Consider the following 26,081-nt stretch of genomic DNA (forward strand, 5'->3'; position numbering starts at 1 on the left):
TCACGGGCCGGCCGCGGTCGGTGGGACCGGTCGCGGGACGGCGAACCGCGCCGCGACCGGCGCGGCGACGTGCACGAGCGGCGGCTCGCCGCCGGGCAGCCCGAGGCGCTCGGGCAGGTCCGTCTCCAGGACGTCGAGCGTGCCGCGCCGCAGCGTCCACGGCTCGTGCGCGACGGGGAACCGCCACGGTCGCCCCGCGCGGAACCCGTACCCGCTCCAGCGCGCCGTGAGCCACGACGCAAGCCCCGACGTCGCGTCGACCTCCTCGTGGGCCCGCACGACGGCGGTCAGGCGACCGCCCGTCAGCGCCGGGTGCTCGTGCGCGACGCGGAACGGGCCGCGGCGTCCCGTGGCACGGAACCGGTAGCGCACCACGTCCGGACCGTCGGCCTCGACGACCCCGGCGGCCGGGTGGTAGGGCACACCGGCGGCCCGCGCGGCCGCGACGAACGCGCGTCGGGTCGCCCACAGTCCCCCGAACCACACGCCCTCCGTCCCCGCGCGGTCGCGGACGTAGACCCGGACGTTCAGCTCCGCGAACCGGGACCACCCGCCGAGCGCGGGCAGCGGCGGGACGCGCACGTCCGCCATGAGGAACGGCACGACGCCCACCCACGTCGCGCCGCCGACCGTCTGGACGACGAGGCCGGGCGGCAGCCACCGCTGCACGAGACCCGGCTCGACCGGCCAGTGCAGGAACGTCAGGTCCTCCCACCGCTGGGCGGAGACCGCGAGGCGCGCGCTCACGTGCTGCGGGCGGCGGCCGCGTCGCCCGCGAGCCGGAGGTCGTCGACGAGCGCGGCGAACGCCGCGTCCCGCTCACCGCGGTCGCGCACGCGCAGCAGCGCGGACGGGTGGGTGGTGAGCACGACGCGCGGTGCGTGCACCGACCGGGGCGGGCGACCGTCGTCGGACGCGCCCGACGACGTGCCGTCGTCGGGCGCTCCCCCGGCGAACGGCGACGCGGCCTCGGCGTCGTCGAGGTCGAGGACGCGACCCCGCTCTGCGGTCACGCGCACGGGGCGCCCGAGCACGGCGCGTCCCGCGGTCGCGCCCAGCGCGACGACGACGCGCGGCGCGACGGCGGCGACCTCGGCCGCGAGCCACGGCAGGCACGCGCGGACGTGCGCGACGTCCGGGGTCTTGTGCAGCCGCCGCGCGCCGCGCTCCTCGAACCGGAAGTGCTTGACGGCGTTCGTCAGGTAGACGCCCTCGGCCGGCAGCCCCGCGGCGTCCAGCGCGTCGTCGAGGAGGCGGCCCGCCGGCCCGACGAAGGGCTCGCCCTCACGGTCCTCGTGGTCCCCCGGCTGCTCGCCGACGAGCACGAGCGGCGCGTCCTGCGGCCCGCGGGAGAACACGACCTGCGTCGCGTCGGCCCAGAGCTCGCACCCTCGGCACGCGTGCGCCGCGCGCGCGAGCGCGTCGACGTCCGCGGCGTCGCGCGGGAGCCACTCCTGCGCGCCCGGGCGGTCGGGCGCGGGTCGTCGTGGGCTCATGGGCCCACGGTGCGCCGCCGCCGACGACCTCGCACGTCGCACGACGGCCCGTCGGCTCAGAACAGCTGGTAGAGCCCGCCCTGCACCAGACCGAGCACGACCCCGAGGAGCGTCGACGCACCGAGTGCCGTCCCCGCACCCGCGAGCGCCGCGCCCGGCTGGCGCCGCACGAGCGCGACGGACCCCGTGACGACGGCGGTGATCGCGAGAGCGCTGCCCAGGACGCCGTTCACGAGCTGCAGCGCGCCCAGCGCGCCGTACGAGAACCCGGACGTCGAGAGGACCAGCGGGACGGCGAGCGTGAACAGCGCGCTGACGAGCGCGGTCGCCACACCCGCGACGAACGCGACGACGGCGAGCGGCGAGCGGCGCGCCGCGGGGGCCGAGGGGGCCGAGGGGGCGGACGCGGGCGGGGCGGGCGACGACCAGGTCGCGGGGCCGGTCTCAGGAGCGCTCATGCGCTCATCCTCGCGGACGCGGCCCCGCCGCGACAGCGGCGTCCACCGGCCCGCCGTCCGCCGGTCGGCTCAGTCGCCCGTGGGTGCACCGGTGGTGAGGTCCTCGGACTCCTCCGGCGGGTACACGCAGACGTGGAGCGCGCGGGAGCGCACGCTCACGTCGAGCCGCTCCGACGGATCGACGACGTCGCCGTCGAGCTGGCGGGGCTGGGGGCGGTCGGAGACGACGGAGACCTCGCGGCCGCGCACGACCTCCCGGCTCGGCACGCGGCTCTTGCCGCGCACGACGCCCCACAGGAGCTGGAACCAGTGCTTGAGGTTCCGGGGCGCGATGACCGCGACCTCGAGCTGCCCGTTGTCGGGCTCGGCGTCCGGCAGCAGGTTCGTCCCTGCCCCGAGGCGCCCCACGTTCCCGACGACCACCGTGCGCGCACGCCGGCGCCGGGTCTGCCCGTCGACCGTGACCTCCACGTGCATCTCGTCGTCCGCGAGGTGCTTGAGCGCGGAGAACACGTACGCGACCGACCCGGCCTTCGCCTTGAGGGCGGTCGGGGCGTCCTCCATCATCGCGGCGTCGAGGCCCATCCCGGCCATGATCGCGAACGTCTGCCCGTCCGCGACGCCGACGTCGATCGTGCGGCGGCCGCCCCGGAGCACGAGACGGATCCCCTCCTCGGCGTCCGTCGGCACGCCGAGGTTGGTGGCGAGGAGGTTGCCCGTGCCGCCGGGGAGGATCGCGAGCGCCGCGTCGGTGCCGACGAGGCCCTCGACCACCGCGCGGACCGTCCCGTCGCCGCCGCTCACGAACACGACCTCGGCGCCGTCCTCGACGGCCTGGCGTGCCTGGCCGGTGCCCGGGTCCTCCGCCGTCGTCTCGAGCCATGCCGGCTCGGGCCACCCCGCCTCGGCGAGGCGCTCGACGATGAGGTCGCGCAGCGCGTCGAGCCCCTCGACGCGGTTCGGGTTGACGATCACCGCCGAACGGCGGGGTGCGTCGTCGGGCCGCTGCTGCGCGGCGGTCTCGGGGTCGGTCGTCTCGTCGGTCGGCACGGACCGAGTATGTCCCGGCCCGGCCGTCGTCGCTCAGCGGTGGCGCCCGGATCGGACGCGCGACGGGGCCGTGCCGTCGCCGGCACGGCCCCGTCGCCCGCGTCGTCAGGCCGCGTCGTCAGGCCGTGAGGACCTCGGTCGTCAGGGTCAGCCCCTCGGCCTCGGGGTCGCGGTCCACGGCCACGACGTCGCCGTCGCTCACGTCGCCCGCGAGGAGCATCCGCGCGAGGCGGTCGCCGATCTCGCGCTGCACGAGGCGACGCAGCGGGCGCGCCCCGTACGCGGGGTCGAAGCCCTCGAGCGCGAGCCACTCGCGGGCGGCGGTCGTCACGTCGAGCGTGATGCGCCGGTCGGCGAGGCGACGCGCGAGGCCGGCCACCTGGATGTCGACGATCCGGCCGAGCTCGTCGAGCGTGAGCGGCTCGAACACGATGACGTCGTCGAGGCGGTTGAGGAACTCAGGCTTGAAGGACGCCCGCACCGTGCTCATGACGGCCTCGCGCTTCGCCGCGTCGTCGAGCAGCGGGTCCACGAGGAACTGCGAGCCGAGGTTCGACGTGAGCACGAGGATGACGTTGCGGAAGTCGACCGTGCGGCCCTGGCCGTCGGTGAGACGGCCGTCGTCGAGCACCTGCAGCAGGATGTCGAAGACCTCCGGGTGCGCCTTCTCGACCTCGTCGAGCAGCACGACCGAGTAGGGCCGGCGCCGCACGGCCTCGGTGAGCTGGCCGCCCTCCTCGTACCCGACGTACCCCGGGGGCGCGCCGACGAGCCGGGCGACCGAGTGCTTCTCCGAGTACTCGGACATGTCGATGCGCACCATGGCGCGCTCGTCGTCGAACAGGAAGTCCGCGAGCGACTTCGCGAGCTCCGTCTTGCCCACGCCCGTGGGGCCGAGGAAGAGGAACGAGCCCGTGGGGCGGTCCGGGTCGGCGACCCCCGCTCGCGAGCGGCGCACGGCGTCGGACACCGAGCGCACCGCGGCCTGCTGGCCGATGAGGCGCTCGCCGATGACGTCCTCCATGTGCAGCAGCTTCTCGCTCTCGCCCTGGAGCATGCGGCCCGCGGGGATGCCGGTCCACGCGGAGACGACCTCCGCGATCTCGTCCGCGCCGACCTTGTCCGCGATCATCGGGGCGGGCTCCTGGCCGGACGCGGCGAGCGCGTCGTCCGCGCGCTCCTCCGCCTCGGCCGCGTCGAGCTCGCGCTGCACCTGCGGGATCTCGCCGTACTGGAGGCGGCCCGCGGTCTCCAGGTCGCCCTCGCGGATCGCGCGCTCGACCTGCACGCGCAGCTCGTCGAGCTTGGCGCGCAGCTCGCCGACGCGGTTGTGCCCGGCCTTCTCGGCCTCCCACCGCGCCGTGAGCGCGGCGAGCTCCTCGCGCCGGTCCGCGAGGTCGGCGCGCAGCTTCTCGAGCCGCTCGAGCGACGCCGGGTCGGTCGACTCCGAGAGCACGACCTCCTCCATCTCCAGGCGCGTCACGGCCCGCTGGAGCTCGTCGATCTCGACCGGGGACGAGTCGAGCTCCATGCGCAGGCGCGACGCCGCCTCGTCGACGAGGTCGATCGCCTTGTCCGGGAGCTGGCGCCCGGTGATGTACCGGTCGGAGAGGGACGCCGCAGCGACGAGCGCCGAGTCGGCGATCGTCACCTTGTGGTGCGCCTCGTACCGCTCCTTGAGGCCGCGCAGGATCGCGACCGTGTCCTCGACCGAGGGCTCGCCCACGAACACCTGCTGGAACCGGCGCTCGAGCGCGGGGTCCTTCTCGATGTACTCGCGGTACTCGTCGAGCGTCGTGGCGCCCACGAGGCGCAGCTCGCCGCGCGCCAGCATCGGCTTGAGCATGTTGCCCGCGTCCATGGCACCCTCGCCGCCGGCGCCCGCGCCGACGACCGTGTGCAGCTCGTCGATGAACGTGACGACCTCGCCGTCGGAGGACTTGATCTCCTCCAGGACGGCCTTGAGGCGCTCCTCGAACTCACCGCGGTACTTGGCGCCCGCGACCATGCTCGCCAGGTCGAGCGACACGAGCCGCTTGCCCTGGAGGGACGTCGGGACGTCGCCCGCGACGATGCGCTGCGCGAGCCCCTCGACGACGGCCGTCTTGCCGACGCCAGGCTCGCCGATGAGCACCGGGTTGTTCTTGGTGCGGCGGCTCAGCACCTGCACGACGCGCCGGATCTCGGCGTCGCGCCCGATGACGGGGTCGAGACGGCCCTCGGCGGCAGCGGCGGTGAGGTCGGTGCCGTACTGCTCGAGCGCCTTGTAGGTGCCCTCGGGGTTGGGGCTCGTCACGCGCGCGCTCCCGCGCACGGCCGGGAGAGCCGAGCGCAGCGCGTCCACCGTGGCGCCTGCCTGCTGGAGGATGGTCGCGGCCTGCGACGACCCCGCCGCGATGCCGAGCAGGAGGTGCTCCGTCGAGACGTACTCGTCCCCGAGCGCCTGTGCCTCCTTGGCGGCGTTGTCGAGGGCGGTGGACGTGGCGCGCGACGCCGTCGGCTGCGCGACCGCGGACCCGCTCGCGGTGGGCAGCGCGACGAGGGCCGCGCGGACCTTCTGCCCGACGGCCTGCTTGTCGGCGCCGACGGCGTCGAGCAGCCCGACGGCGACGCCGCCCTCCTGGGTGAGCAGCGCGGCGAGGAGGTGGGTCGGCTCGAGCTGCGGGTTGCCGGCGGCCGACGCGGTCTGGATCGCCTCGCCGATCGCCTGCTGCGACATGGTCGTGAACTTCGTTTCCATAGGTGCTCCCGTGTGGTGCGCGAAAAGATGGTCTGACCAGTGGAACGACTCCTAAGTTGAGTGTATTCCGCTCAACTTCCCTCGGCACGTCTCCCGCCCTCCAGGGCGCCGCGAGACGCGCGAGGAGCGGATGAACTCCGGCCGCATTCCGTCTCAAATCGGCATCGACCCTCGCCCCGGGCGACGATCCGCGACATGCTGAGCCGGTGAACTCCACACCCTTGCGCAGACGACTCGGCCTCGGCGCCCTCCTCGCCACCCTCGCACTCCTCCTCACGGGGTGCATGCGGATGGACATGGCCATCACCCTCAACGAGGACGACACGTTCGACGGCAGCGTCGTCATGGCGTTCTCGGACGAGCTCGCGCAGTCCCTCGACATGGACCCGCAGGAGATGTGGGACCAGATGGGCTCCGAGATGGAGTCCGACCTGCCCGAGGGCGCGACCCAGGAGCCGTACGCCGAGGACGGCTACACGGGCACCCGGATCACGTACGCCGACCAGCCGATCGCGCAGCTCGACTCCGGCGCGGCGGACTCGATCTCCGTCACGCGCGAGGGTGACGAGTACGTCGTGAGCGGGTCGATGGACATGACGGACGAGGAGTTCAACCCCGACACGGGCGACGCCACGAGCGACGAGATGACGCGGCAGATGATGGAGAGCCTCGACATCCGCATCGCCATCACGTTCCCCGGCGAGGTCACCGAGTCGAACGGCGAGATCGACGGCAACACCGTCACCTGGACGCCCGTCGTGGGCGAGACCAACGAGATGACGGCGCGCGGCTCCGCGGTCGCGGGCGGCTCGGCGGGCTCGGGCGACGAGGGCTCCGACGAGGAGACGTCGGACTCCGACGGCGCCGCGGTGCCCGACACCGGCGACGGCTCGGCGGACGCGTCGGACTCCGGCTCGTCGGCCTGGATCTGGCTCGTGCTCGGCGGCGTGGTGCTGCTCGGGATCATCGGCCTCGTGCTGTGGCTCGTGCTCCGCTCGAAGCCCGGCACGCAGGACGGCCAGGCCGCGGGCTTCGGGCAGGGCGGCCAGCCGGGCGCGTACGCCGCCGGCCAGCAGCCGGGGCAGGGCCAGTACCCCGGCCAGCCGGGCCAGTACCCGGGTCAGCAGGGTCAGTACCCCGGCCAGCAGGCCGGCCACCCGGCGCAGCCGGGCGCGTACCCGGGTCAGCCCGGCGCCCACCCCGGCCCGCAGGGACCCCAGCAGGGCCAGTACCCCGGCCAGCAGCAGCCTCAGTACCCCGGACAGCAGCAGTCCCCGTATCCCGGCCAGCAGCCGGGCCAGTACCCGGGCCCGCAGCAGCCCGGCCAGCCGGGCGCCCACCCCGGCCAGCCGGGTCCGCAGGGGTACGGGGCACAGCCTCCGGCACCGGGGCAGTACGCGCCCCGGCCGCCGGCCCCGCCCCAGCAGGGCGGGCAGCCGGGTGCGGCGCCGTTCACCCCTCCGGGCGCGCCGCAGCACCCGCAGTCCTCGCCGACGACGCCCCTGCCGGCCCAGCCGGGCGCGACCCAGCCGCTGCCGCCGTACCAGCAGCCGGCCCCGACGCAGCCGCTCCCGCCCCAGCCGGGCGGCGCGGCACCGGACACCGGCGCGCCGGGCGGCCCGGACGACGAGATCGACGACGCGACGCGCCTGCGCCCGCCCTCGGAGTGACCTCCGCGCGGGGCGTCACCGCGCGCCGGTGACGCGACCCCGCTGACCGACGCCACGGCGCCGGGCCGACCCTCACGGGGTCGACCCGGCGCCGTCGTGCGTCAGCCGGCGTCCGGCAGGCTCGACCAGAGCCCGGCGACGACGGCCGCCGCGCCGTCGGCGTCCCCGGCGGCGCACAGGCGGACGAGCTCGTCGTGGCGCTCGAGCGACCCCTGGGCGTCGGGTGCGGCGAAGCGCAGCCGCTCGGCCCGGCGCAGGACCGGCGTGAACTGCTCGAGCACGGCGACGACCGCCCGGTTCCCGGCCACCTCGACCGGGACGCCGTGGAGGTCGTCGTCGGCGGCGATCGCCGCGTCCACGTCGCCCTTCTCGACGGCCGAGGCGAAGCGGCGTGCGGCGTCGCGCATCGCGTCGAGGTCCGCGTCGGTGAGCAGGGGGACGGCCTGGCGCACGGCGAGCTGGTGCATCGCGGCGACGACGTCGCGCGCCTCGCGCAGGGCGCGCAGGTCGAGCGAGCTGACGACGGTGGACCGGCCGGGGCGGGCGACGACGAGGCCGCCGCGCGCGAGCCGCAGCAGGGCCTCGCGCACCGGGGTCCGGCTCACGCCGAGCCAGGCGGCGAGCTCGACGTCGCGCAGCTGCTCGCCCGGTTCGAGGGTGCCGTCGATGATCGCGTCCCGGAGCCGGGTGTAGACGTCGTCGCGCAGGAGCGTGCGGCCGACGGCGCGCGGGTGGGCAGGAATGGGCACGGGCCCATTCTTCCCTTCTTCCCACCCGCTGTCGCTTGCATGGAATATATTGCATACCGGCGAGGTTGGAGGCGCGTACCGGGACGGACCCGGACCCGATGGGAAGGGAAGATCGTCATGACCACCACCACGCAGCAGACCGTCGTCCTCGTCCACGGCGCGTTCGCCGACTCCTCGAGCTGGAACGGCTCGATCCCCGCCCTCCAGGCCGCCGGGCACCGCGTGATCGCCGTCGCCAACCCCCTGCGCGGCCTCGAGCACGACGCCGCCTACCTCCGCAGCGTCCTCGCCGGCGTCGACGGGCCCGTCGTCCTCGTCGGGCACTCCTACGGCGGCACGGTCATGACGGTCGCCGCCGAGGGCAACGACCAGGTGACCGCGCTCGTCTACGTCGCGAGCTTCCTCCCCGAGGTCGGCGAGAGCACGGGCGAGCTGGCCGCGAAGTTCCCCGGCGCCGAGCTGGGCGCGGCCCTCGAGGCCGTCCCCGCCCCGACCCCGGACGGCGGCACCGGGGACGACCTCTCCATCCGCCAGGACCTGTTCCGCGAGGTGTTCGCCGCGGACGTCCCGGCTGACACGGCCGCGCTCATGGCGGCCACGCAGCGCCCGATCATCGGGCAGGCCCTGGCGGACGCCGCGAGCGCCGCCGCGTGGCGGACGATCCCGTCGTGGAGCCTCGTCGCGCGCCAGGACCTCGCGATCCCGCTCGAGTCGGAGCGCTTCATGGCCGAGCGCGCCGGGGCCACGACCGTCGAGGTCGACGCGTCCCACGCCGTCTCCGTGTCACGGCCCGACGCGGTGACGGACATCGTCCTCGCGGCCGCGCGCGCGACCGCCCGCTGACCGCTCGACGTCGCGTCGCCCGAGGACCCGGGCGCGGCTCGCACGTCACGTGCGGCCGCGCCAGGGCCGGGGCGCCGCCCACGGGCGTCCGCGAGCGTCGCCCTCGGAGGCGCCGAGGAGGACGACCATCTGGTCGGGATCTTTTTGTTCAATGGCATTGCCTTTTGCGCGCAGAGCGGGATATCGTCGCCCGAAGCCGTCAGGTGCCCCAGGCACCCGACGGCCGGGGGCGTTACCGGTTCACTCAACGAGGAGTCACCATGAAGCATCACGCCTGGCGCCTGGCCACTGGTCTCACCGCAGCAGCGAGCGCACTTGCCGTCGGGGTCGCCGCGATCCCGGCGAGCGCGAGCGACGACGAGTACAAGGTCCTCGTCGTCGGCGAGACCCTGGGCTTCCGCCACTCCCACATCGACGAGACGACCGAGGCGGTCATCGCCATCGGCGAGGAGCGCGGGTTCACCGTCGACGTCTGGGACTCGCGGCAGCCCGAGCTGACGCTCACCTCGACGCCGTTCACGAGCGCCGAGGACCTCGCGCAGTACGCGACGATCGTCTTCGCGTCCCCGGTCGACGGCACGAACAACCAGGACCCGGCGCGCCCGCGCCTGCTCAACGACTCGGAGCTCACGGCCCTCCAGGGCTACATCCGCGACGGCGGCGGGTACGTGGGCCTGCACGCCGCGACCGACACCATGCACGCGGTGCCGTGGTACAGCCAGCTGAGCGGCGGCTCGGCCCGGTTCGCGAGCCACCCGGCCCAGCAGACGGCCACGATGCGGGTCGAGAGCCCCGCGCACCCGTCGACCGAGATGCTGCCCGCGGAGTGGACGCGGTTCGACGAGTGGTACAACTTCACGAGCAACCCGCGTGAGGACGTCCACGTGCTCATCACCCTGGACGAGTCGACCTACAACCCCGGCCGTGACGCCATGGGCGCCGACCACCCGATCGCCTGGTGCCACAACTTCGAGGGCGGACGGTCGTGGTACGAGGGTGCCGGCCACGTCGACTCGTCGTACTCCGACCCGGTCTTCCTCGCGCACCTCACGGGCGGCATCGAGTGGACGGCCGGCAAGGTGAGCGGCGGCGGTGACTGCGTCACCTTCAAGGAGGTCGACGGCATCGTCACGTCGCTCTCCACGGGCTCGAACCGCGCGGAGAAGCTCGGCGGCGACGTGGCGGACTACCTCGACCGGGCCGAGGCCGCTGCCGACGCGGGCGACCACGCCGGGGCGATCAAGGTCCTCAAGCAGGCCAAGGGCAAGGCGCACGGTCTCCAGGACGACACGCTCGTCGAGAAGATCGCGGACCTGATCGAGTGGCAGCAGGCGCTCGTCTGACCACCGGTCCCTGACCCCGACCCGAAGCGGTCACGCCTGCTCGGCGTGACCGCTTCGGCGTCCTGGCGGGACGGCACCGCGGGCGGTCAGGACTCGACGGTGACCTCGACGACGTCGCCCACGGCGTCGAACCGCACCGCGGGCCAGTAGCCGTCGAGGAAGTGCCCGCCGCACGAGTCCGCGAGGTGGACGATCATGCCGCCGTCGTCGTGCCGTTCGACGACCTCGACCACGAGGTCGTCGATCAGCTCCGTCAGCTCGGCCGGCGTCGGCTCGTCCTCGCTGAACCGCCGCGCCACGGCCTCGACGGCGCGGCGCGCGAGCCGCGGGCTCAGGGCGTCGTCCCACAGCGCCTCCGCGGGCTCGTACGCGAGCGCCGTGGCGCCGACGCCGGGGTCGACCTCGGCGAGCGTCGCCGGCCGCCACGACGGGTCGCGGTCCTTGTCGACCACCTGCGCGCGGATCCCCTCGACGAGGTCGGGCTGGGTGTCGACGAACCACGAGACGAGCCGGTACTCCTGCTCGAGGGCCGAGCGCAGGTCGGGCAGCGTGCGCGCGCTGCGGACCGCGGCGAGCGCCACGGTCACCGCGGTGGGCGACAGGCGCTCGAGCTCGTCCGCCTCGGCGCCCGCGCGCTCGTCCCCGTCCGCGGCGGCCGCCCGCAGGCGCGCCACGACCTCCGGCACCGTGGGCGCCGAGTAGACCGCGTCGATGACGGACCGGCGCGCGACGAGCCCGGACACGGGCGCGGGCAGCGCGTGGCGGCGCACGACCTCCCGCACGTCCTCGACGTCGAGCGGGTCGACGCCCGCGGTCGCGAGAGCGGCGAGGTCGGCGGCGAGCACGGGAAGCCGCTCGCTCGGCACGTAGTGGTCGGCGAGCCCGGCGACGATCGCGTCGGCGGCGTCCATCGTCACGGCGCCGAGCGCGAGCATCTCGCCCAGGCGCCCGGGCGCGCGCGCGAGCAGCCACGACCCGCCGACGTCGGGCGTGAACCCGATCCGCGTCTCGGGCATCGCGACGCGCGACCGCTCCGTGACGACCCGCACCGGCGCGTGCGCGCCGAGACCGACGCCCCCGCCCATCGTGATGCCGTCCATGATGGTCACGACGGGCACGGGCAGCTCCGCGAGCGCCGCGTCCACGGCGTACTCACGGCGGAAGTAGCGCCGTGCGTCGGCCTGCCGCCCGGCGACGACCGACGCGTGCAGCTCACGGACGTCGCCGCCCGCGCAGAAGCCGCGGTCGCCCGCGCCGTCGAGCAGCACGAGCCGCACCGTCGGGTCGAGGCGCCACGCGTCGAGCACGTCGGCGATCTCGCCGAGCATCGAGTACCCGAGGGCGTTGAGGGCCCGGGGCCGGTCCAGGGTGAGGTGCCCGACGCCGTCGTCGACGCGGGCGATGATCTCGCTCGTCACGCGCGCCACGGTACCTCCGCACCCGCCCGTCGGCCCTCCACGGACGCGCCCGTCGTGGGACCCTGGCACGTCGGACGGGTCGGCGGCGAGGAGGCTTCGGTGGACGGGACGCGACGAGCGGGCGGGTGGCGCCCCGACGTGCTGGGCGGCGACTGGGTCGCGCGCGACCTCGACCTGCCGGACGGCGCGGTCGCGACCCTCGTGCGCCGCGAGACGGAGCTCGCCGGGGACCGCCCCGCCGTGCTCTACGTGCACGGCTTCATCGACTACTTCTTCCAGACCCACGTCGCGGAGGCGGTCGAGGCGCGCGGGTACCGGTTCTACGCGCTCGACCTGCGCGGGTACGGGCGCTCGATCGGCAAGGGCTCGGGGGCGCCGTCGCGGCCCGACGACGACCCGAACTTCGTCACGGACCTCGCCGTCTACGCGCAGGACCTGGACGCCGCCGCGCGGGCGGTCCGCGCCGAGGGGCACGAGCGGCTCGTCGTGCTGGGGCACTCGACGGGCGGGCTGGTCGCGAGCCTGTGGGCCGACGCGCGGCCCGGCCGGCTCGCGGCGCTCGTGCTCAACAGCCCGTGGTTCGAGCTCAACAAGCCGTGGGTGTACCGCGGGCCGGTGACGTGGGTGGTCGACGTCGTCGGGCGGGTCGCCCCGCGGTTGGTCGTGGGCGGGCTCGACCCGCACTGGGCGCAGGCCCTGCACTCCAGCACGGGCGGGGAGTGGGGCTTCGACCTCGCGTGGAAGCCGCTCGAGGGCTTCCCCGTGCGCGCGGGGTTCCTGCGGACCGTGCGCCGGGCGCACGCGCGCGTGGCCCGCGGGCTGCACGTCGACTGCCCCGTGCTCGTGCTCGCGTCCGCGCGCAGCGGCCCGGCGACGGGCTGGCACCCGGAGCTGCTGACCACCGACAGCGTGCTCGACGTCGGGCACATCACCTCGCGCGCGGCGCGCCTGGGCGACGACGTCACGGTCGTGAGCGTCGAGGGCGGCGCGCACGACCTCGCGCTGTCGCCCGAGCCCGCGCGCTCGACGTACCTGCGCGAGGTGCTCGACTGGCTCGACGCCCGCGTCTGACGGTGGCTCGCGGTGCGGGATCCAGGGGCCCGGCACCCGGGCCGACGACGCACCCACCCGCCGACCGCCGTCGTTCACCGCCGTGTCCGAATCCCGCTAGCCACGGCGTGCCCGGCGGGTGAGGATCGAGTCATGACCGCGACGACCACGGCCGCGCGCACAACGCCGCAGACCGCACCGGACCCGGCCCGGGACCCTGCGTTCACCGAGCGCTACCGCGCGATCGCGTCGCGCGACCGCCGGTTCGACGGCCAGTTCATCACCGCCGTGCGCAGCACGGGCATCTACTGCCGCCCGTCGTGCCCGGCGCGCACGCCCAGGCCCGAGAACGTCACGTTCTTCCTCACGTCCGCGGCCGCGCACGAGGCGGGGTACCGCGCGTGCAAGCGCTGCCTCCCCGAGGCCGTGCCTGGCACCCCGTCGTGGGACCTCGGGCACGACCTGTCCGCCCGCGCGATGCGGCTCGTCGCCGACGGGGTCGTGGACCGCGAGGGCGTCGACGGTCTCGCCGCGCGCCTCGGCTACTCCGCCCGCCACGTCCACCGCGTGCTCGTCGCGGAGCTCGGCGCGGGACCGGTCGCGCTCGCGCGCGCCCTGCGGGCCCAGACCGCCCGCGCCCTGCTCACGGGCACCGACCTGCGACTCGCCGACGTCGCGTTCGCGGCGGGCTTCGGGAGCGTGCGGCAGTTCAACGACACGATCACCGAGGTCTTCGACACGACGCCGAGCGAGCTGCGCCGCCGCGCGCGGCCCGACCGCGCCGGCCGCACCGGCCCGGGCGCGCGGCCCGGCACGACCTCCCCGCTCCCGGACGTCCCGGAGACCGTCGGCGCGACGACCGCGGTCCTCGACCTCACGCTCCCCCTGCGCGAGCCCTACGACGCGCCCGGCGTGTTCGCGTTCCTCGCGGCGCGCGCCGTCGACGGCGTCGAGGTGGCCGACCTCGCGGGGCCCGTGCTCTCCTACGCGCGCACGCTCGCCCTGCCGCACGGGCCGGGCGCGTTCCGCGCGACGTACGGCCCGCCGCCCGGGCGCCCGCGCGGCGCCGCACGGTTCCACGTGGAGCTCGAGCTGACGTCGGTCGCGGACCTGCCCGCGGCGATCGCCCGGGTCCGCCGCCTGTTCGACCTCGACGCCGACCCGGCCGCCGTGGACGCCGCGCTCGCGGCGGACCCCGCGCTCGCCGCGTCCGTGCGCGCCGTGCCCGGGGTCCGGGTGCCGGGCGCGGTCGACGCCGCCGAGATCCTCGTGCGCGCGCTCGTCGGCCAGCAGATCTCCGTCGCCGCCGCGCGCACGCACCTGTCGCGGCTCGCGGCAGCGCTCGGGACGCCGTTCGCCTCCCGGTTCGGTCCGACGCTCCTGTTCCCGACGCCGGCCCGGATCGCCGAGGACGGCGCCGCCCACGTGCGCGGGCCCGCCCGGCGGACCGCGGCGGTCCTCGGCGCCGCGCGCGCCCTCGCCGACGGCACGCTCGCGCTCTCCCCCGCCGACGACCCGGCAGCCCAGCGCGCGGCGCTCGAGGCGCTGCCCGGCGTCGGGCCCTGGACGTCCGGGTACGTCGCGCTGCGCGTCCTGCACGACCCCGACGTCCTGCTCGACGGGGACCTCGCGCTCCGCGCGGGCGCCGCCGCGCTCGGGCTTCCCGACGACCGCCGGGCGCTCGCCGCGCACGCCGCGCGCTGGGCGCCGTGGCGCTCGTACGCGGCGATGCACCTGTGGCGCGCCGCCGCCCCCATGACCACCGCCCCCGCGAAGGAGACACCGTGACCACCGCACCCCGCACCGCCGCCCCGGCGACCGACGCGCGCGCAGCCGCCGCCGTCACGACGACGCTCGCCACGCCCGACGGCCCGTTCACGGTCGTCGTCGACCCCGAGGGCACCGTCCTCGCGTCCGGGTGGACGTCCGACCCGGCCGACCTCGTCGCGCTCGTGCACCCCGGGCTGCGGCCCGCGGAGGTGACCCCGGTCGCCGACGACGACCCTGCCGTCGCCCCGGCCGTCGCGGCGGTGCGCGCCTACTACGCGGGCGACGTGCACGCGATCGACGCGGTTCCGGTGCGGCAGGCGTCCGGTCCGTACCGCGCGCACGCCTGGGACGTGCTGCGGACGGTCGAGCCCGGCGACCCCGTGACGTACACGCGGTACGCCGAGCTGTCCGGCCGCCCCGCGGCGGTGCGCGCCGCCGCGGGCGCGTGCGCGACGAACGCCGCCGCGCTGTTCGTGCCGTGCCACCGCGTGCTGCGCACGGACGGCAGCCTCGGCGGGTTCCGCTACGGCCTCGCGGTCAAGCGCAGCCTGCTCGAGCGCGAGGCGCGCGCCACGGGAGCGCCCGCGCTGCTCGCCTGAGCCGTCATCCCCAGCCGAAGAGCTGCGTCCACGCGCCGTCGGCGTGCCCGACGCCGATCTCCCGCAGGTCGCAGCTGAGGATGTTCGCGCGGTGGCCCGGCGAGTCCATCCACGCCCGCACGACGTCCTCGGCGGTGCGGTACCCCTTCGCGACGTTCTCCGCGCCGGGGTTCGGGTAGCCCTGGGCCTTGGCGCGGTCCCACGGGGACCGTCCGTCGAGGCTCGTGTGGTCCATGTAGTCGTTCGCCGCCATGTCCTCGCTGTGCAGCTGCGCCGCGGCGACGAGCCGGTCGTCCACGGCGAGCGGGGCGCACCCCGCGGCGGCGCGCTCCGCGTTCGTCAGCGCGACGACGGCGTCGGCCTCGGTGCCTGCGGCGGTCGCCGTCCGCGTCGCACCCGCCCGGGGAGCGGGCCGCTCGGGAGCCGGCGCCGTGCTCGGCGCGGCGTCGTCCGGAGCGTCCGCGGGCTCCGTGGACGGCTCGGGGTCGGTCGCGTCCTCGGCGGGCGGGGTCTCGGCCGCGTCCCGCGCGTCGGCGGTAGGGTCGGTGGGGTCGTCGGGCGCGGGGCTCTCGTCGCCGGGCGTCGGCGCCGCGTCCGGCGACGGGGCGTCGACCGGGCCGAGCGCGTCCTCGTCGCGGCCGTGGGCGAGCGTGCGCGACGCGCGGTCGTCGCGCGGGTCGCGCCCGTCGAGCCACGTCTGCGCGTCGGCCTCGTGCCACGGGAGCGCCGCGACGACCGGCCCGAGCGGACCGACGTGCTCGGGCCCCACCGCACCCGTCATCGTCGCCGCGGTCAGGCCGAGCGGCGGGCCGAGCAGCAGCGCCGCGACGACGCCGCCCGTCACCGCGGCGCGCGGGCCGGAGCGCAGGTGCCGCGCGAACGGCCCTCCCGCCCGTCGGGTCGTCGACGTGGGACGCGCCGGCGCGGCCGCCGCGCGGGACGTGGTCGGGGCGGGCGCCGCGGCCCGGTGCCGGGGCGTGGGCTGCGAGGACATCGCTCGACCCTACCGACCCGGGCGGCGGATGTGTACCGCTTCGTCCGATCCGCCCGATGCTCAGGAGATCGAGGGCTCCTCGGGAGCCGAGACCGTGAACACCGCGCCGGCGATGAACGGCACCGCGGTCGCGCGCCGCTCGAGGTCGTCGAGGCGGCGGGCGACCGACGTCTCCGACTCGTCCCCGCGCAGGTCCACGCTCGCCACGAGGTACAGCGCGCGCGGACCCACGTACTCGAGGCGCAGGTACGTGACCCGATCGACCTCCGGCATGTCGCGGATGCCCTGCAGCACCGCCGCGCGCGTCCCCGGCATCGCGGCCTCGCCGACGAGGAAGCGACGGTTGCGGTCGATGAGGACCACGGACACGACCGCGAGCACGACACCGACGACGATCGAGCCGATCGCGTCCGGGACGGGCGACCCGGTGAGCTGGTGCGCGAGCACCCCGCCGAACGCGACGACGAGGCCGACCAGCGCCGCCGCGTCCTCCGCGTACACCGCGCGCAGCGTCGGGTCGGACGTCACGAGGACGTGGTGCAGCGTGTCCCGGTCCGCGGCTCGCGCCTCGTCGCGGGCCTGGCGGCGCGCGCGGAGGAACGACACGCCCTCCAGGACGAAGGCGACCGCGAGGACCGCGTACGCGACGCCGTAGCTGCCGGCCGGCTCGGGGTGGACGAGCTCCTGCACGCCGTGCGTGATCGACACCCCCGCGCCCACGGCGAACAGCCCGATCGCGGCGAACATCGACCACACGTACGCCTCGCGCCCGAACCCCAACGGGTGCGCCGCGTCGGCGGGGCGCCGCGAGCGGCGGTCCGCGACGAGGAGGAACACCTCGTTGCCGGTGTCCGCCCACGAGTGCACCGCCTCGGCGAGCATCGAGGCCGAGCCGGTGATCGCCGCCGCGGCGGTCTTGGCGACCGCGACGAGCGCGTTCGCGACGAACGCGACGACGACGGTGACGGTGCTCTCGCCGCCGTCCTCCGGCTGCGCGACGCGCGGGTTGCGCGACTCCGGCTGCGGCGGGGTGGCGTCGGCCATGCTGCCGGTCTACCAGCACGCCGCACGGCCCGCGCGCGCAACGGCCGCGGCGCGTGCGAGACGTCAGCGCTCGGGGTCTGCCGCGTCGTCGGGCTCGCCCGAGCCGGTGTCGCCGACGACGCCCGGGTCGCCGGCGTCCGCCTCGCCCGGGGTGGCGTCCCCCGTGTCGGCGAGGTCGACGTCGCCACGGGCCCCCGGCTCAGCAGGACCGGCGGGCTGCTCGTGCTCGCCCACGTCCTCACGCTCGGCCGCCTCCTGGTCGCGCGTGAGCTCGTCGACCACGAGCAGGTCGGTCCGCACCTTCCCGGTCCGGTACCCCGCGCGGCCCACCATGTGCGCGGCCACGGGCGACGTGAGGAGCTGGAAGACGACGACGAGGAAGAGCGTCGCGACGGCGCCCCACGAGCGCAGCCGCAGGCTCAGCCCCGCGAGCACGAGGATGAGCCCGAGCACCTGGGGCTTCGTCGCGGCGTGCATGCGGGCGAGGAGGTCGGGGAAGCGCACGACGCCCACGCCCGCGGCGAACGCGAGGAACGCGCCGCACAGCAGCAGCAGGGCCGAGACGACGTCGGCCACCGTGTCCCACAGGCCGGTGCTCGGGTCCATCAGCGCACCTCCCCCTCGGGAGCCCCGCCGTGGTGCTCCGCGTCCACGGCCGCGTCCCGCTCGCTCTCCTCCGCCTCGCGGCGGGCCGCGTCCTCGGCCGCGATCTCCTCGGCCGTGCGGATGCGCCCCTCGTCCTCGGGCTCGACCGAGGCGAACCGCGCGATCGTCACCGACCCCACGAACCCGACGAGGGAGAGGACGACGAGGATCGGGATGGTGTCCGTGCGCCGGGAGAACGCGGCCTCGAGCGCGATCGCCCCGACGAGCGTCGTCGTGAAGACGTCGAGCGCGACGGTGCGGTCGAGCATCGACGGGCCGCGCTCGGCGCGCACGATCGCGAGCGTCGCCCCGACCGCGAGCAGGACCCCGCACGCCACGACGATGACGAGGTACACGGTGTCGGTCATGCCTCGGCCGCCTCTCGCGCGGGCTCGACGTGGTACAGCCCCGCCGCGCGCAGCTCGTCGTTCGACGCGAGCGCGCGCAGCACGCGCGCCTCGAGCGCGAGCGTGTCCTGCCGGACCTGCTCGACCCCGCCCGCGGTCTCGACGTCGAGCACGTGCAGGTAGAGCATGCCCGTGAGGCGGTGCGCCTCGACGACGATCGACCCGGGCACGAGCGACGAGAGCTCGGCCGTGATGGTGAGGTAGATGTCGGACGGGTTGCGCAGCCGGACGCCCACGACGGCGCCGCGCGGCGTGTGCCGCGGGTTGAGCGCGAGCAGGCTCACCTGGAACGAGGCGACCACGAGGTCGGACACGAAGCGACCCACCAGCACGAGGAACGGCCACGGTCGGAGCTGACCGCGCGCCGCGATCGACGGCAGCGGGAAGAACGTGATGACCGCGGAGCCGATGACCACGCCCGCGAGGACGTTCCCCCACGACAGGTCGCCCCAGAGCATGACCCACACGAGGGTGAGCCACAGGATGGTGCGCCACTGCGTCGTGACGCGCGCGAACCACCCGGACGCGAGGGCGCGACGGCGGCGGTGCAGGCTCATCCGTCCTCACCTCCCGTGACGGGCTCGGTGCCGGTCTCGTCCTCCGCGACCTCGTTCGACTCGCCCTGCCCCCGGTCGGAGTCGCCCGGGAAGACCGCGTCCACGTACGTGTGGCCGTCGAGCAGCGTCGTGGCCGCGCGCTCGGTGTACGCGTAGAGCGGGCCCGCCACCACGGTGAGGGCGAGGCCGAACGCGACGAGCGCCGTCGCCGGCCCGACCATGCCGCGCGGGAGCCGCGCGTCGGCCGGGATCTCGACGGGCGCCGTCTGCCAGAACGCCTTGTTCCACGCCTTGACGATCGCGTAGAGCGTCAGCAGGGACGTGACGACCGAGCCGACGACCAGCGCCCACGTCAGCGGCGTGCCCTGCGCGACGCCCTCCTCGAGCAGACCGACCTTGCCGAGGAACCCGGACAGCGGCGGGATGCCCGCGAGGTTCATCGCGGGGATGAAGAACAGGATCGCGAGGCCCGGCGCGAGCCTGGCGAGACCGCCCAGCCGGTCGAGCGACGTCGACCCGCCGCGGCGCTCCACGAGGCCGACGACGAGGAACAGCGTCGTCTGGACCGTGATGTGGTGCACCACGTAGAAGATGGCGGCGGCCATGCCGGGCTCCGACGCGAGCGCGATGCCGAAGATCATGTAGCCGATGTGGCTCACGAGCGTGAACGACAGCAGACGCTTGATGTCGTTCTGCGCGACGGCGCCGAGGATCCCGACGACCATGGTCAGCAGCGCGAGCCACATGAGGACGTCGTCGACCACGCTGCCCTCGGGGAAGAGCAGCGTCTGCGTGCGGATGATCGCGTAGACGCCGACCTTGGTGAGCAGGCCCGCGAACACGGCCGTGACGGGTGCGGGCGCCGTCGGGTAGGAGTCGGGCAGCCACGCGGACAGCGGGAAGATGGCCGCCTTGATGCCGAACGCGAGCAGCAGCAGGAGCTGGATCGTCAGCGCCATGCCGGGCTCGATCTCGGCGTAGCGCTCCGAGAGCTGCGCGAGGTTGACCGTGCCCGTCGCCGCGTAGGTCAGCGCGATCGCGACGAGGAAGACGATCGAGGACAGCAGCGCGACGACGACGTAGATCGACCCGGCGCGGATGCGCTCGCCCGTGCCGCCGAGCGTGAGGAGCACGTAGCTCGCCGCGAGGAAGATCTCGAACCCGACGTAGAGGTTGAACAGGTCGCCCGAGAGGAACGCGTTGAACACGCCCGCCGCGAGCACCATGAACGTCGGGTGGTAGATCGCGACCGGCGCCTCCTCGTCGCCGTCCGCGACGCCCTGCGCGAGCGAGTAGAGCAGGACGCACAGCATGACGAAGCTCGACACGACGAGCATGAGCGCCGACAGCCGGTCCGCGACCAGGTCGATGCCGACCGGCGCGGCCCACCCGCCGACGTCCACGACGATCGGCCCGGAGTCGGCCGCGACCAGCAGGCCGACGGCCGCCGCGAGCACGAGCGCGAGCGCCGCGACGGTGATGAGCCGCTGCGCGCGCGGGTGCCGCCACAGCGCGAGCGCGAGGCCCGCCGCGACGAGCGGGAGGACGACGGGCAGCGGGACGAGGGCCGCGGCGGTGAGGCTCATCGCGGCTCCTTCCCGTCGCGCGGTCGTCGGTCGTCAGGTCGTGCGTCGGGTGCCGGTGCGCCGGCGGGACCGTCCGCGGTCGCGTCCGGTTCCTGACCGTCGGTGACCCCGTCGCCGTCGCCGTCCGTCTCGTCGCGGACCTCGGCGGCCTCGTCGTCCAGGCTCGCGCCGCTCTCCTCCGTGTCCGCGTCCTCGAACGCCGGGGCGTTGCGCGCGGCGTGCCGCGCGACGCGGCGGTCCTCCAGGTCGTCCTGCACCTCGTCGTGGCCGTGGAGCTGCCACGACCGGTACGCCATCGCGAGCACGAACGCCGTGATCCCGAGCGTGATGACGATGGCGGTGAGGACCATGGCCTGGACCAGGGGGTCGCTCATCTCCCCCTCGGGCGTCTCCCCGATGATCGGCGCCCCGCCCGCGCGGCCGCCGGCGACGAGGAAGAGCAGGTTCGCGCCGTTGCCCATGAGGATGAACCCCAGCAGCACGCGCGTGAGGCTGCGCTCGAGCAGCAGGTAGACGCCCGCGGCGAAGAGCACGCCGATCGCGAGGACCAGGACGACGCTCGGGGTCGTGTCGATGACGCTCACCGGCGGCCACCCCCGATCGCGTCGGGCTCCATGGCCTCGAACGGCCCCGTGTCCTCGCCCGGCTCGCGGCCGGCCGCGGCGCGCTCGGCGTGCCGGTCGATCTCCGCCCCGAGGGTGCGCAGGATGTCGAGGACGAGCCCGACGACGACGAGGAACACGCCCACGTCGAAGAACAGCGACGTCACGAGGTGGATCTCGCCGACGAGCGGGAGCGCGATGTCGTACGCGTCGCTGCCGAGCACGTTGCCGGTGAGGAGGAACGCGACGAGGCCCACGCCCGCGGACAGGAACAGGCCCGTGCCCAGGAGCAGACCGGGGTGCACAGGTGCCGCCTCCCCGAGCTCGTACCGCCCGCCCGCAAGGTAGCGCACGATGAGCGCGATGCCCACCACGAGCCCGGCCGCGAAGCCGCCGCCGGGGGCGTTGTGCCCGGAGAACAGCAGGAAGAGCGCGAACACGATCATCGCGTGGAACAGCACGCGCGTGACGACCTCGAAGATCACCGAGCGTCTCTGCGGTGCGAGCGTGCGCCCGGCGCTCAGCCACACGAGCATGCGCGGCTGGTCCTGCTCCGTGACGCCGCGACGGCGCAGCGCCGCCCCCGGGTCCTCGCCCTCGCTCCACACGCCGGACCCCGCGGCCGTCGTCACGGGCCGCGCGCCCGAGGCCCGCAGGATCTCGCCGCTGCGCGTGCGCAGGAACACGAGCGACGCGACGCCCGTCGCGGCCGCGAGCAGCACGGAGATCTCGCCCATCGTGTCCCACGCACGGATGTCCACGAGGGTCACGTTGACGATGTTCTTGCCGTGGCCGTACTCGTACGCCTCGGCCGGGAAGTCGACGGAGATCGGCGTCGCGACGCGCGCGAGCGGCGCGACGACGGCGAAGCCCATCATGACGACGGCGACCGCGAGGCCCACGCCGAGCCGCACCCACCGGCTCGCGGCGAGCGGCCGGTTCGAGAAGTACGCGGGCAGGCGGCGCAGCACGAGCACCATGACGACGAGCGTGATGGTCTCGACGAGGACCTGGGTGAGCGCGAGGTCGGGCGCGCCGTGCAGGAGGAAGAGCACGGCGTTGCCGTACCCCGCGATGCCGACGAGGATCACGGCCTTGAGCCGCCGGCGCGAGCGCGCGGCGAGCACCGACGCGACGCAGATCGCGGCGACCGCGACGAGCTGCGCGGGGCGGTCCCAGGCCTTGAGCTGCTCGGGCCACGCCGTCTGCGCGACCATGACCGCGCCGGGCCCGAGCACGAGGACCACGAGGATCGCGCCGAGGTAGAACGGGAGCGAGCCACGCTGCGTGACGGCGGTGACGTCGGCAGCGGCGTCGTCGAGCTTGCGCATGATGCGGCGGTAGGTGACGTCCGCCTCGGGCCCCGTCCACAGCGACGCCTGGAACCGCTCGACCCGCGCGCGCTGCCAGAACAGCGCGACGCCCACGACGAGCACGAGGACGGTCAGCGCGAGCGCGGGCGTGAGACCGGCCCACAGCACGAGGTGGCCGGGCTCGCCGACCGGGTACGTGTCGGCGTACGGCGCGAGGAGCTCCTCGCCGAAGTGCGGCACGAGGGCCGTCGCGAGCCCGAGGACCGCGAGCACCACGGCCGGGCCGACGAGCAGGAACGGCTGGCGGTGGATGCGCGCCGGGTCGATCGGCGGCTCCTCGGCCTCGACCACCGGGCGGCGGGCGACCACCGCCCGCAGGTCCTGGTGCGCGTTGGCGCGCGCGGGGGGTGCGCCGAGGTGCGGCTTCGACGCGAACGCGCCCCACCAGAAACGCAGGCCGTACGCGACGGTGAACATGGACCCCACGACGACGGACCACAGGACCACCGTGTCGACCCAGACCGGGCCCTCGCCGTGCAGGAGGGACTCGAGGCCCGCCTCCTTCGCGACGTACCCCGCGAACGGGGGCAGGCCGATCATCGACGCGGTCGCGAGCCCGCCCGCGACCGCCGTCCACGGCAGCGCCCGGCCCACGCCCGTGAGGCGTCGCAGGTCGCGCGTCCCGGCCGCGGCGTCGACCACGCCGACCACGAGGAACAGCGACGCCTTGAACATGGCGTGCGCGCCGATCATCGCGAGGCCGGCGAGCGCGGCCCCGCGCGTGCCCAGGCCCACGAGCAGGATGATGAGGCCGAGCTGGCTCACGGTGCCGAACGCGAGGACGAGCTTGAGGTCGTACTGGCGCAGCGCGCGGTAGCCGCCCACGAGGAGCGTGCCCGCGCCGAGCGCGATGACCAGCGACCGCCACACCGTCGTCTCGGAGTACGCCGGGGCGAAGCGCGCGACGAGGTAGACGCCGGCCTTGACCATCGCGGCCGCGTGCAGGTACGCGCTCACCGGCGTCGGGGCGGCCATCGCCGCGGGCAGCCAGAAGTGCAGCGGGATGAGCGCGGACTTACTCGCCGCGCCCACGAGGAGGCACACGATCGCGGCCGTCACCGCGCCGCCCGCGGGCGGGTCCGCGACGATCTCCGAGACCCGGAACGTGCCGCCCTGGACCCCGAGCACCACGACCCCGACGAGCATCGCGAGGCCGCCCGCCGTCGTCACGACGATGGCCTGCATGGCCGCGCGGCGGCTCGCCTTGCGGTCCGCGTAGTGCCCGATGAGGAGGTAGGAGAAGACGGTCGTGAGCTCCCAGAAGACGAACAGGAGCAGCATGTCGTCCGCGGTGACGAGGCCGACCATCGCGCCCGCGAAGGCCGTCAGCACGCCGCCGAACCGGCGCAGGCCCTGCGCCGTGGGCGAGAAGTACGCCGAGCAGTAGACGAGGACGAGCGCGCCGACCCCGCCGACCAGCAGGAGCATGAGCCACGACAGGGTGTCCATGCGGAACGCGAGCTCGAGCCCCAGGCCCGGCACCCACTCGACGACCTGGGTCGGGTGCTCGCCGTCCATGACGCGCTCGGTCCAGGCCAGCGCGTACGCCGCGGCCGACGCGGGTGCGAGCGCCATCACGAGGAACGCCCGACGACCGAGGAGCGAGACGAGTGCGGGCGCGCCCAGTGCCATCACGAGATGGGCAACGAGCACGTAGAGCACGGGCCGCTCCGTCCGGGTCGGGGGCGGGTGGGCGAGTTCCTGCTGGACTTGTCATCGTCGCACCCCGAGGGACCCCGGGGCACGACAGCGCACGGCGCCGGCGAGACCGGGCCGAGAACCATTTTACCGACTGCTCAGCCGTGCCCCGGTCCCCCCTGCCCGGACCGTGACCGATTCCTCAGTCCGTCGTCACAGATCCTCGGGGTCGACGAGGAAGTCCGCCTCGTCGGCGATCTCGCCGCCGACCGCGTCGTAGAGCGTGCGCGCGACCTGCGCGACGACCTGCGCCGCGCGCTTGCGCGCGACCTGGTGCTCGAACGACGGCTGCTCGCGCTGCGACTCCACGAGGTCGTGCGGCTCCCACCGCACGCGGTAGCTCACCGCGCCGTCCGCCGTCCACGGCAGGCCGCGCAGCAGGAGCGGCAGCGCCTCCTCGCCGCCGACCTCGACCGCCACGAGGCCGTCCATGCCGAGGTCGAGCAGCAGCCCGTACCCGTCGAGGACGGCGCCCGTCGTCAGGGTCTTGATGTCCACGTCGTCCGCGGCGGCGTGGATCGCGCGGCGCAGAGCGGGGTCCATCTTCTCGCCGGGGTAGAGCGGGAGCTCCGCGATGCCCTTCGGCGGGCCGCCGTACGACTTCCCCTCGGTCGCGAGCCGCGTGCGGGGGTGCAGCCGGGCCACGAGCGCGAGCGCCGCGTTCGGGTCCAGCCACACGTCCGAGTACAGCGTCATGTCGACCGCGACGCCCGGGTCCGGGGTCAGGACGACGCCCGGCGCCGCCGGGTTGCCGACGTCGGTGCGCACCGACCCGCCGAGCCGGCGCGCGGCCGCGACGAGGAACGCGACGACACGCTCCTCCTCGCGCACGGGCAGCCCGCCCGGGAACGCGCGCCCGACGCCGTCGCGGTCGCCACCGCCGGGGTACGGGACGTCGCCGCGCTCGCGCGGGCACACGACGTCGAACACGAGCGTCGTGCCCGGCGGCAGCCCCGCACCGGTCGCGGCGTACGGGCCCGTGAGGACCGTGTGGCGGGACGTGCGCAGCACGCCCGGCTCCCCGGCGCCCGCGGTGCGCGCGGGCGGGACGAGCGGCTCGGTCCCCTCGGGCGCGACGTCCCAGCGCGCCCCCGCGAAGCGCGAGAGCGCGAGCGTCTCGACCTCGTCCACGAGGACGTCGGCCGGGAGCCCCAGGAGGTGACGCGCCTGGTACTGCTGCGCGGCGCCGGACCCGTCCGGGTGCGGCAGGGTCGGGAGCGGGCTCATGCGGTGCGGTCCTCCGGTCCTGGGGGTCGGCGGGGTCGTCCGGCGTCCGACGCGACGCGCGGCGCTCAGACCTCGGTGCGGTGGAAGCTCTGCCACGACCGGGACGCCGTCGGGCCGCGCTGGCCCTGGTAGCGCGAACCGTAGACGCTCGACCCGTAGGGGTTCTCCGCGGGCGAGGAGAGACGGAAGAAGCAGAGCTGCCCGATCTTCATGCCCGGCCACAGCGTGATGGGCAGGGTCGCGACGTTGCTCAGCTCGAGCGTCACGTGCCCGGAGAAGCCCGGGTCGATGAAGCCCGCCGTGGAGTGCGTGAGGAGGCCCAGGCGGCCGAGGCTCGACTTGCCCTCGAGGCGCGCCGCGACATCGTCGGGCAGCGTCACCGTCTCGTACGTGGACCCGAGGACGAACTCGCCCGGGTGCAGCACGAACGGCTCCGCGGGGTCCACCTCGACGAGCCGCGTGAGGTCCGGCTGGTCCTGCGACGGGTCGATGAACGGGTACTTGTGGTTGTCGAACAGCCGGAAGAACCGGTCGAGGCGCACGTCGATGCTCGACGGCTGGAGCATCGACGGGTCGTACGGCTCGAGCTGGACGCGGCCGGCGTCGAGCTCGGCCCGGATGTCGCGGTCGGAGAGCAGCACGGGCCCACGCTAGCCGACGCCGGCGCTCCCCCGGACCGGCCTCCGGAGCGTGGTCGCGCGACGCCCGGGCGGGGCCGCGCGTCGGCCCGGACGGCTCGACGACGCGCGACCCCGGTCCCGC

Annotated in this window: 23 protein-coding genes; 6 read left to right on the forward strand and 17 right to left on the reverse strand. The window is 75.2% G+C overall.

Annotated features, from left to right (window positions below; genetic code table 11):
- The 5 genes from GJV82_RS01540 to clpB all read right to left on the reverse strand — a co-directional run bounded on the left by GJV82_RS01540 (position 1) and on the right by clpB (position 5,744).
- Positions 1–747, reverse strand: a complete 747-nt coding sequence (locus tag GJV82_RS01540) for a YqjF family protein (RefSeq protein ID WP_155097980.1) — start codon at positions 745–747, stop codon at positions 1–3.
- Positions 744–1,538: a UdgX family uracil-DNA binding protein gene (locus GJV82_RS01545; RefSeq protein ID WP_318657159.1), complete on the reverse strand. Its 795-nt coding sequence runs from the start codon at positions 1,536–1,538 to the stop codon at positions 744–746. Before GJV82_RS01545 ends, GJV82_RS01540 begins: the two co-directional genes overlap by 4 nt.
- 14 nt (positions 1,539–1,552) lie before the next feature.
- Entirely contained in the window at positions 1,553–1,954 is a 402-nt protein-coding gene (locus tag GJV82_RS01550) for a hypothetical protein (RefSeq protein WP_155097982.1), read from the reverse strand.
- Between the two features lie 69 nt (positions 1,955–2,023).
- Positions 2,024–3,004 (reverse strand): diacylglycerol/lipid kinase family protein, encoded by a 981-nt coding sequence (locus GJV82_RS20595; protein WP_318657160.1) that lies wholly within the window; start codon positions 3,002–3,004, stop codon positions 2,024–2,026.
- A gap of 118 nt (positions 3,005–3,122) precedes the next feature.
- The gene (gene clpB, locus GJV82_RS01560) at positions 3,123–5,744 is read right to left on the reverse strand and encodes an ATP-dependent chaperone ClpB (protein WP_155097983.1); all 2,622 of its coding nucleotides are present in this window, start codon (positions 5,742–5,744) and stop codon (positions 3,123–3,125) included.
- A gap of 206 nt (positions 5,745–5,950) precedes the next feature.
- Between clpB and GJV82_RS01565 the strand changes: the two genes are divergently transcribed.
- Positions 5,951–7,414 carry an LppM family (lipo)protein gene (locus GJV82_RS01565; protein ID WP_155097984.1) on the forward strand — a complete coding sequence of 488 codons (1,464 nt, stop codon included), beginning with the start codon at positions 5,951–5,953 and terminating at the stop codon, positions 7,412–7,414.
- 101 nt (positions 7,415–7,515) lie between these two features.
- Here GJV82_RS01565 and GJV82_RS01570 read toward each other — a convergent pair whose 3' ends face one another.
- Complete coding sequence (locus GJV82_RS01570; RefSeq protein ID WP_318657163.1) at positions 7,516–8,163, reverse strand: GntR family transcriptional regulator; 648 nt, start codon at positions 8,161–8,163, stop codon at positions 7,516–7,518.
- A 117-nt stretch (positions 8,164–8,280) separates the two neighbouring features.
- Between GJV82_RS01570 and GJV82_RS01575 the strand changes: the two genes are divergently transcribed.
- Positions 8,281–9,006 carry an alpha/beta fold hydrolase gene (locus GJV82_RS01575; protein WP_155097985.1) on the forward strand — a complete coding sequence of 242 codons (726 nt, stop codon included), beginning with the start codon at positions 8,281–8,283 and terminating at the stop codon, positions 9,004–9,006.
- Between the two features lie 260 nt (positions 9,007–9,266).
- On the forward strand, positions 9,267–10,349 hold the full coding sequence (locus GJV82_RS01580; protein WP_155097986.1) for a ThuA domain-containing protein: 1,083 nt from the start codon (positions 9,267–9,269) through the stop codon (positions 10,347–10,349).
- 86 nt (positions 10,350–10,435) lie between these two features.
- Here GJV82_RS01580 and GJV82_RS01585 read toward each other — a convergent pair whose 3' ends face one another.
- Positions 10,436–11,767: an enoyl-CoA hydratase/isomerase family protein gene (locus tag GJV82_RS01585; protein ID WP_318657164.1), complete on the reverse strand. Its 1,332-nt coding sequence runs from the start codon at positions 11,765–11,767 to the stop codon at positions 10,436–10,438.
- Between the two features lie 99 nt (positions 11,768–11,866).
- Between GJV82_RS01585 and GJV82_RS01590 the strand changes: the two genes are divergently transcribed.
- The 3 genes from GJV82_RS01590 (at position 11,867) to GJV82_RS01600 (ending at position 15,186) form a co-directional block, all read left to right on the forward strand.
- Positions 11,867–12,838: an alpha/beta hydrolase gene (locus GJV82_RS01590; protein WP_318657165.1), complete on the forward strand. Its 972-nt coding sequence runs from the start codon at positions 11,867–11,869 to the stop codon at positions 12,836–12,838.
- A 132-nt stretch (positions 12,839–12,970) separates the two neighbouring features.
- Positions 12,971–14,605: an AlkA N-terminal domain-containing protein gene (locus GJV82_RS01595; RefSeq protein ID WP_155097987.1), complete on the forward strand. Its 1,635-nt coding sequence runs from the start codon at positions 12,971–12,973 to the stop codon at positions 14,603–14,605.
- Positions 14,602–15,186, forward strand: coding sequence for a methylated-DNA--[protein]-cysteine S-methyltransferase (locus GJV82_RS01600; protein ID WP_318657166.1), 585 nt, complete (start codon positions 14,602–14,604; stop codon positions 15,184–15,186). The genes GJV82_RS01595 and GJV82_RS01600 overlap by 4 nt, the downstream gene beginning before the upstream one ends.
- A gap of 4 nt (positions 15,187–15,190) precedes the next feature.
- Here GJV82_RS01600 and GJV82_RS19800 read toward each other — a convergent pair whose 3' ends face one another.
- The 10 genes from GJV82_RS19800 to dcd form a co-directional block, all read right to left on the reverse strand.
- Positions 15,191–16,180, reverse strand: coding sequence for a CAP domain-containing protein (locus GJV82_RS19800; RefSeq protein WP_225872994.1), 990 nt, complete (start codon positions 16,178–16,180; stop codon positions 15,191–15,193).
- A 60-nt stretch (positions 16,181–16,240) separates the two neighbouring features.
- The gene (locus GJV82_RS01610; RefSeq protein WP_115941825.1) at positions 16,241–17,224 is read right to left on the reverse strand and encodes a cation diffusion facilitator family transporter; all 984 of its coding nucleotides are present in this window, start codon (positions 17,222–17,224) and stop codon (positions 16,241–16,243) included.
- 63 nt (positions 17,225–17,287) lie between these two features.
- Positions 17,288–17,830: a monovalent cation/H(+) antiporter subunit G gene (mnhG, locus tag GJV82_RS19805; protein ID WP_081772149.1), complete on the reverse strand. Its 543-nt coding sequence runs from the start codon at positions 17,828–17,830 to the stop codon at positions 17,288–17,290.
- Entirely contained in the window at positions 17,830–18,237 is a 408-nt protein-coding gene (locus GJV82_RS01620) for a monovalent cation/H+ antiporter complex subunit F (RefSeq protein WP_155097988.1), read from the reverse strand. The genes mnhG and GJV82_RS01620 overlap by 1 nt, the downstream gene beginning before the upstream one ends.
- The gene (locus GJV82_RS01625) at positions 18,234–18,833 is read right to left on the reverse strand and encodes a Na+/H+ antiporter subunit E (RefSeq protein ID WP_155097989.1); all 600 of its coding nucleotides are present in this window, start codon (positions 18,831–18,833) and stop codon (positions 18,234–18,236) included. Before GJV82_RS01625 ends, GJV82_RS01620 begins: the two co-directional genes overlap by 4 nt.
- Positions 18,830–20,419, reverse strand: coding sequence for a Na+/H+ antiporter subunit D (locus tag GJV82_RS01630; protein ID WP_155097990.1), 1,590 nt, complete (start codon positions 20,417–20,419; stop codon positions 18,830–18,832). Before GJV82_RS01630 ends, GJV82_RS01625 begins: the two co-directional genes overlap by 4 nt.
- A complete protein-coding gene (locus GJV82_RS01635; protein WP_162289788.1) occupies positions 20,416–21,003 on the reverse strand; it encodes a Na(+)/H(+) antiporter subunit C in 588 nt (195 codons plus the stop codon). Before GJV82_RS01635 ends, GJV82_RS01630 begins: the two co-directional genes overlap by 4 nt.
- Entirely contained in the window at positions 21,000–24,026 is a 3,027-nt protein-coding gene (locus tag GJV82_RS01640; protein WP_155097991.1) for a Na+/H+ antiporter subunit A, read from the reverse strand. The genes GJV82_RS01635 and GJV82_RS01640 overlap by 4 nt, the downstream gene beginning before the upstream one ends.
- Before the next feature lie 219 nt (positions 24,027–24,245).
- Positions 24,246–25,319, reverse strand: coding sequence for a hypothetical protein (locus tag GJV82_RS01645; RefSeq protein WP_155097992.1), 1,074 nt, complete (start codon positions 25,317–25,319; stop codon positions 24,246–24,248).
- Between the two features lie 65 nt (positions 25,320–25,384).
- Positions 25,385–25,960, reverse strand: a complete 576-nt coding sequence (gene dcd / locus GJV82_RS01650; protein ID WP_024839134.1) for a dCTP deaminase — start codon at positions 25,958–25,960, stop codon at positions 25,385–25,387.
- Positions 25,961–26,081: the final 121 nt, after the last annotated feature.

Origin of the sequence: Cellulosimicrobium composti (genome assembly GCF_009711085.1) — a bacterium.
In the GTDB taxonomy this organism is placed as follows: Bacteria; Actinomycetota; Actinomycetes; order Actinomycetales; family Cellulomonadaceae; genus Cellulosimicrobium; species Cellulosimicrobium composti.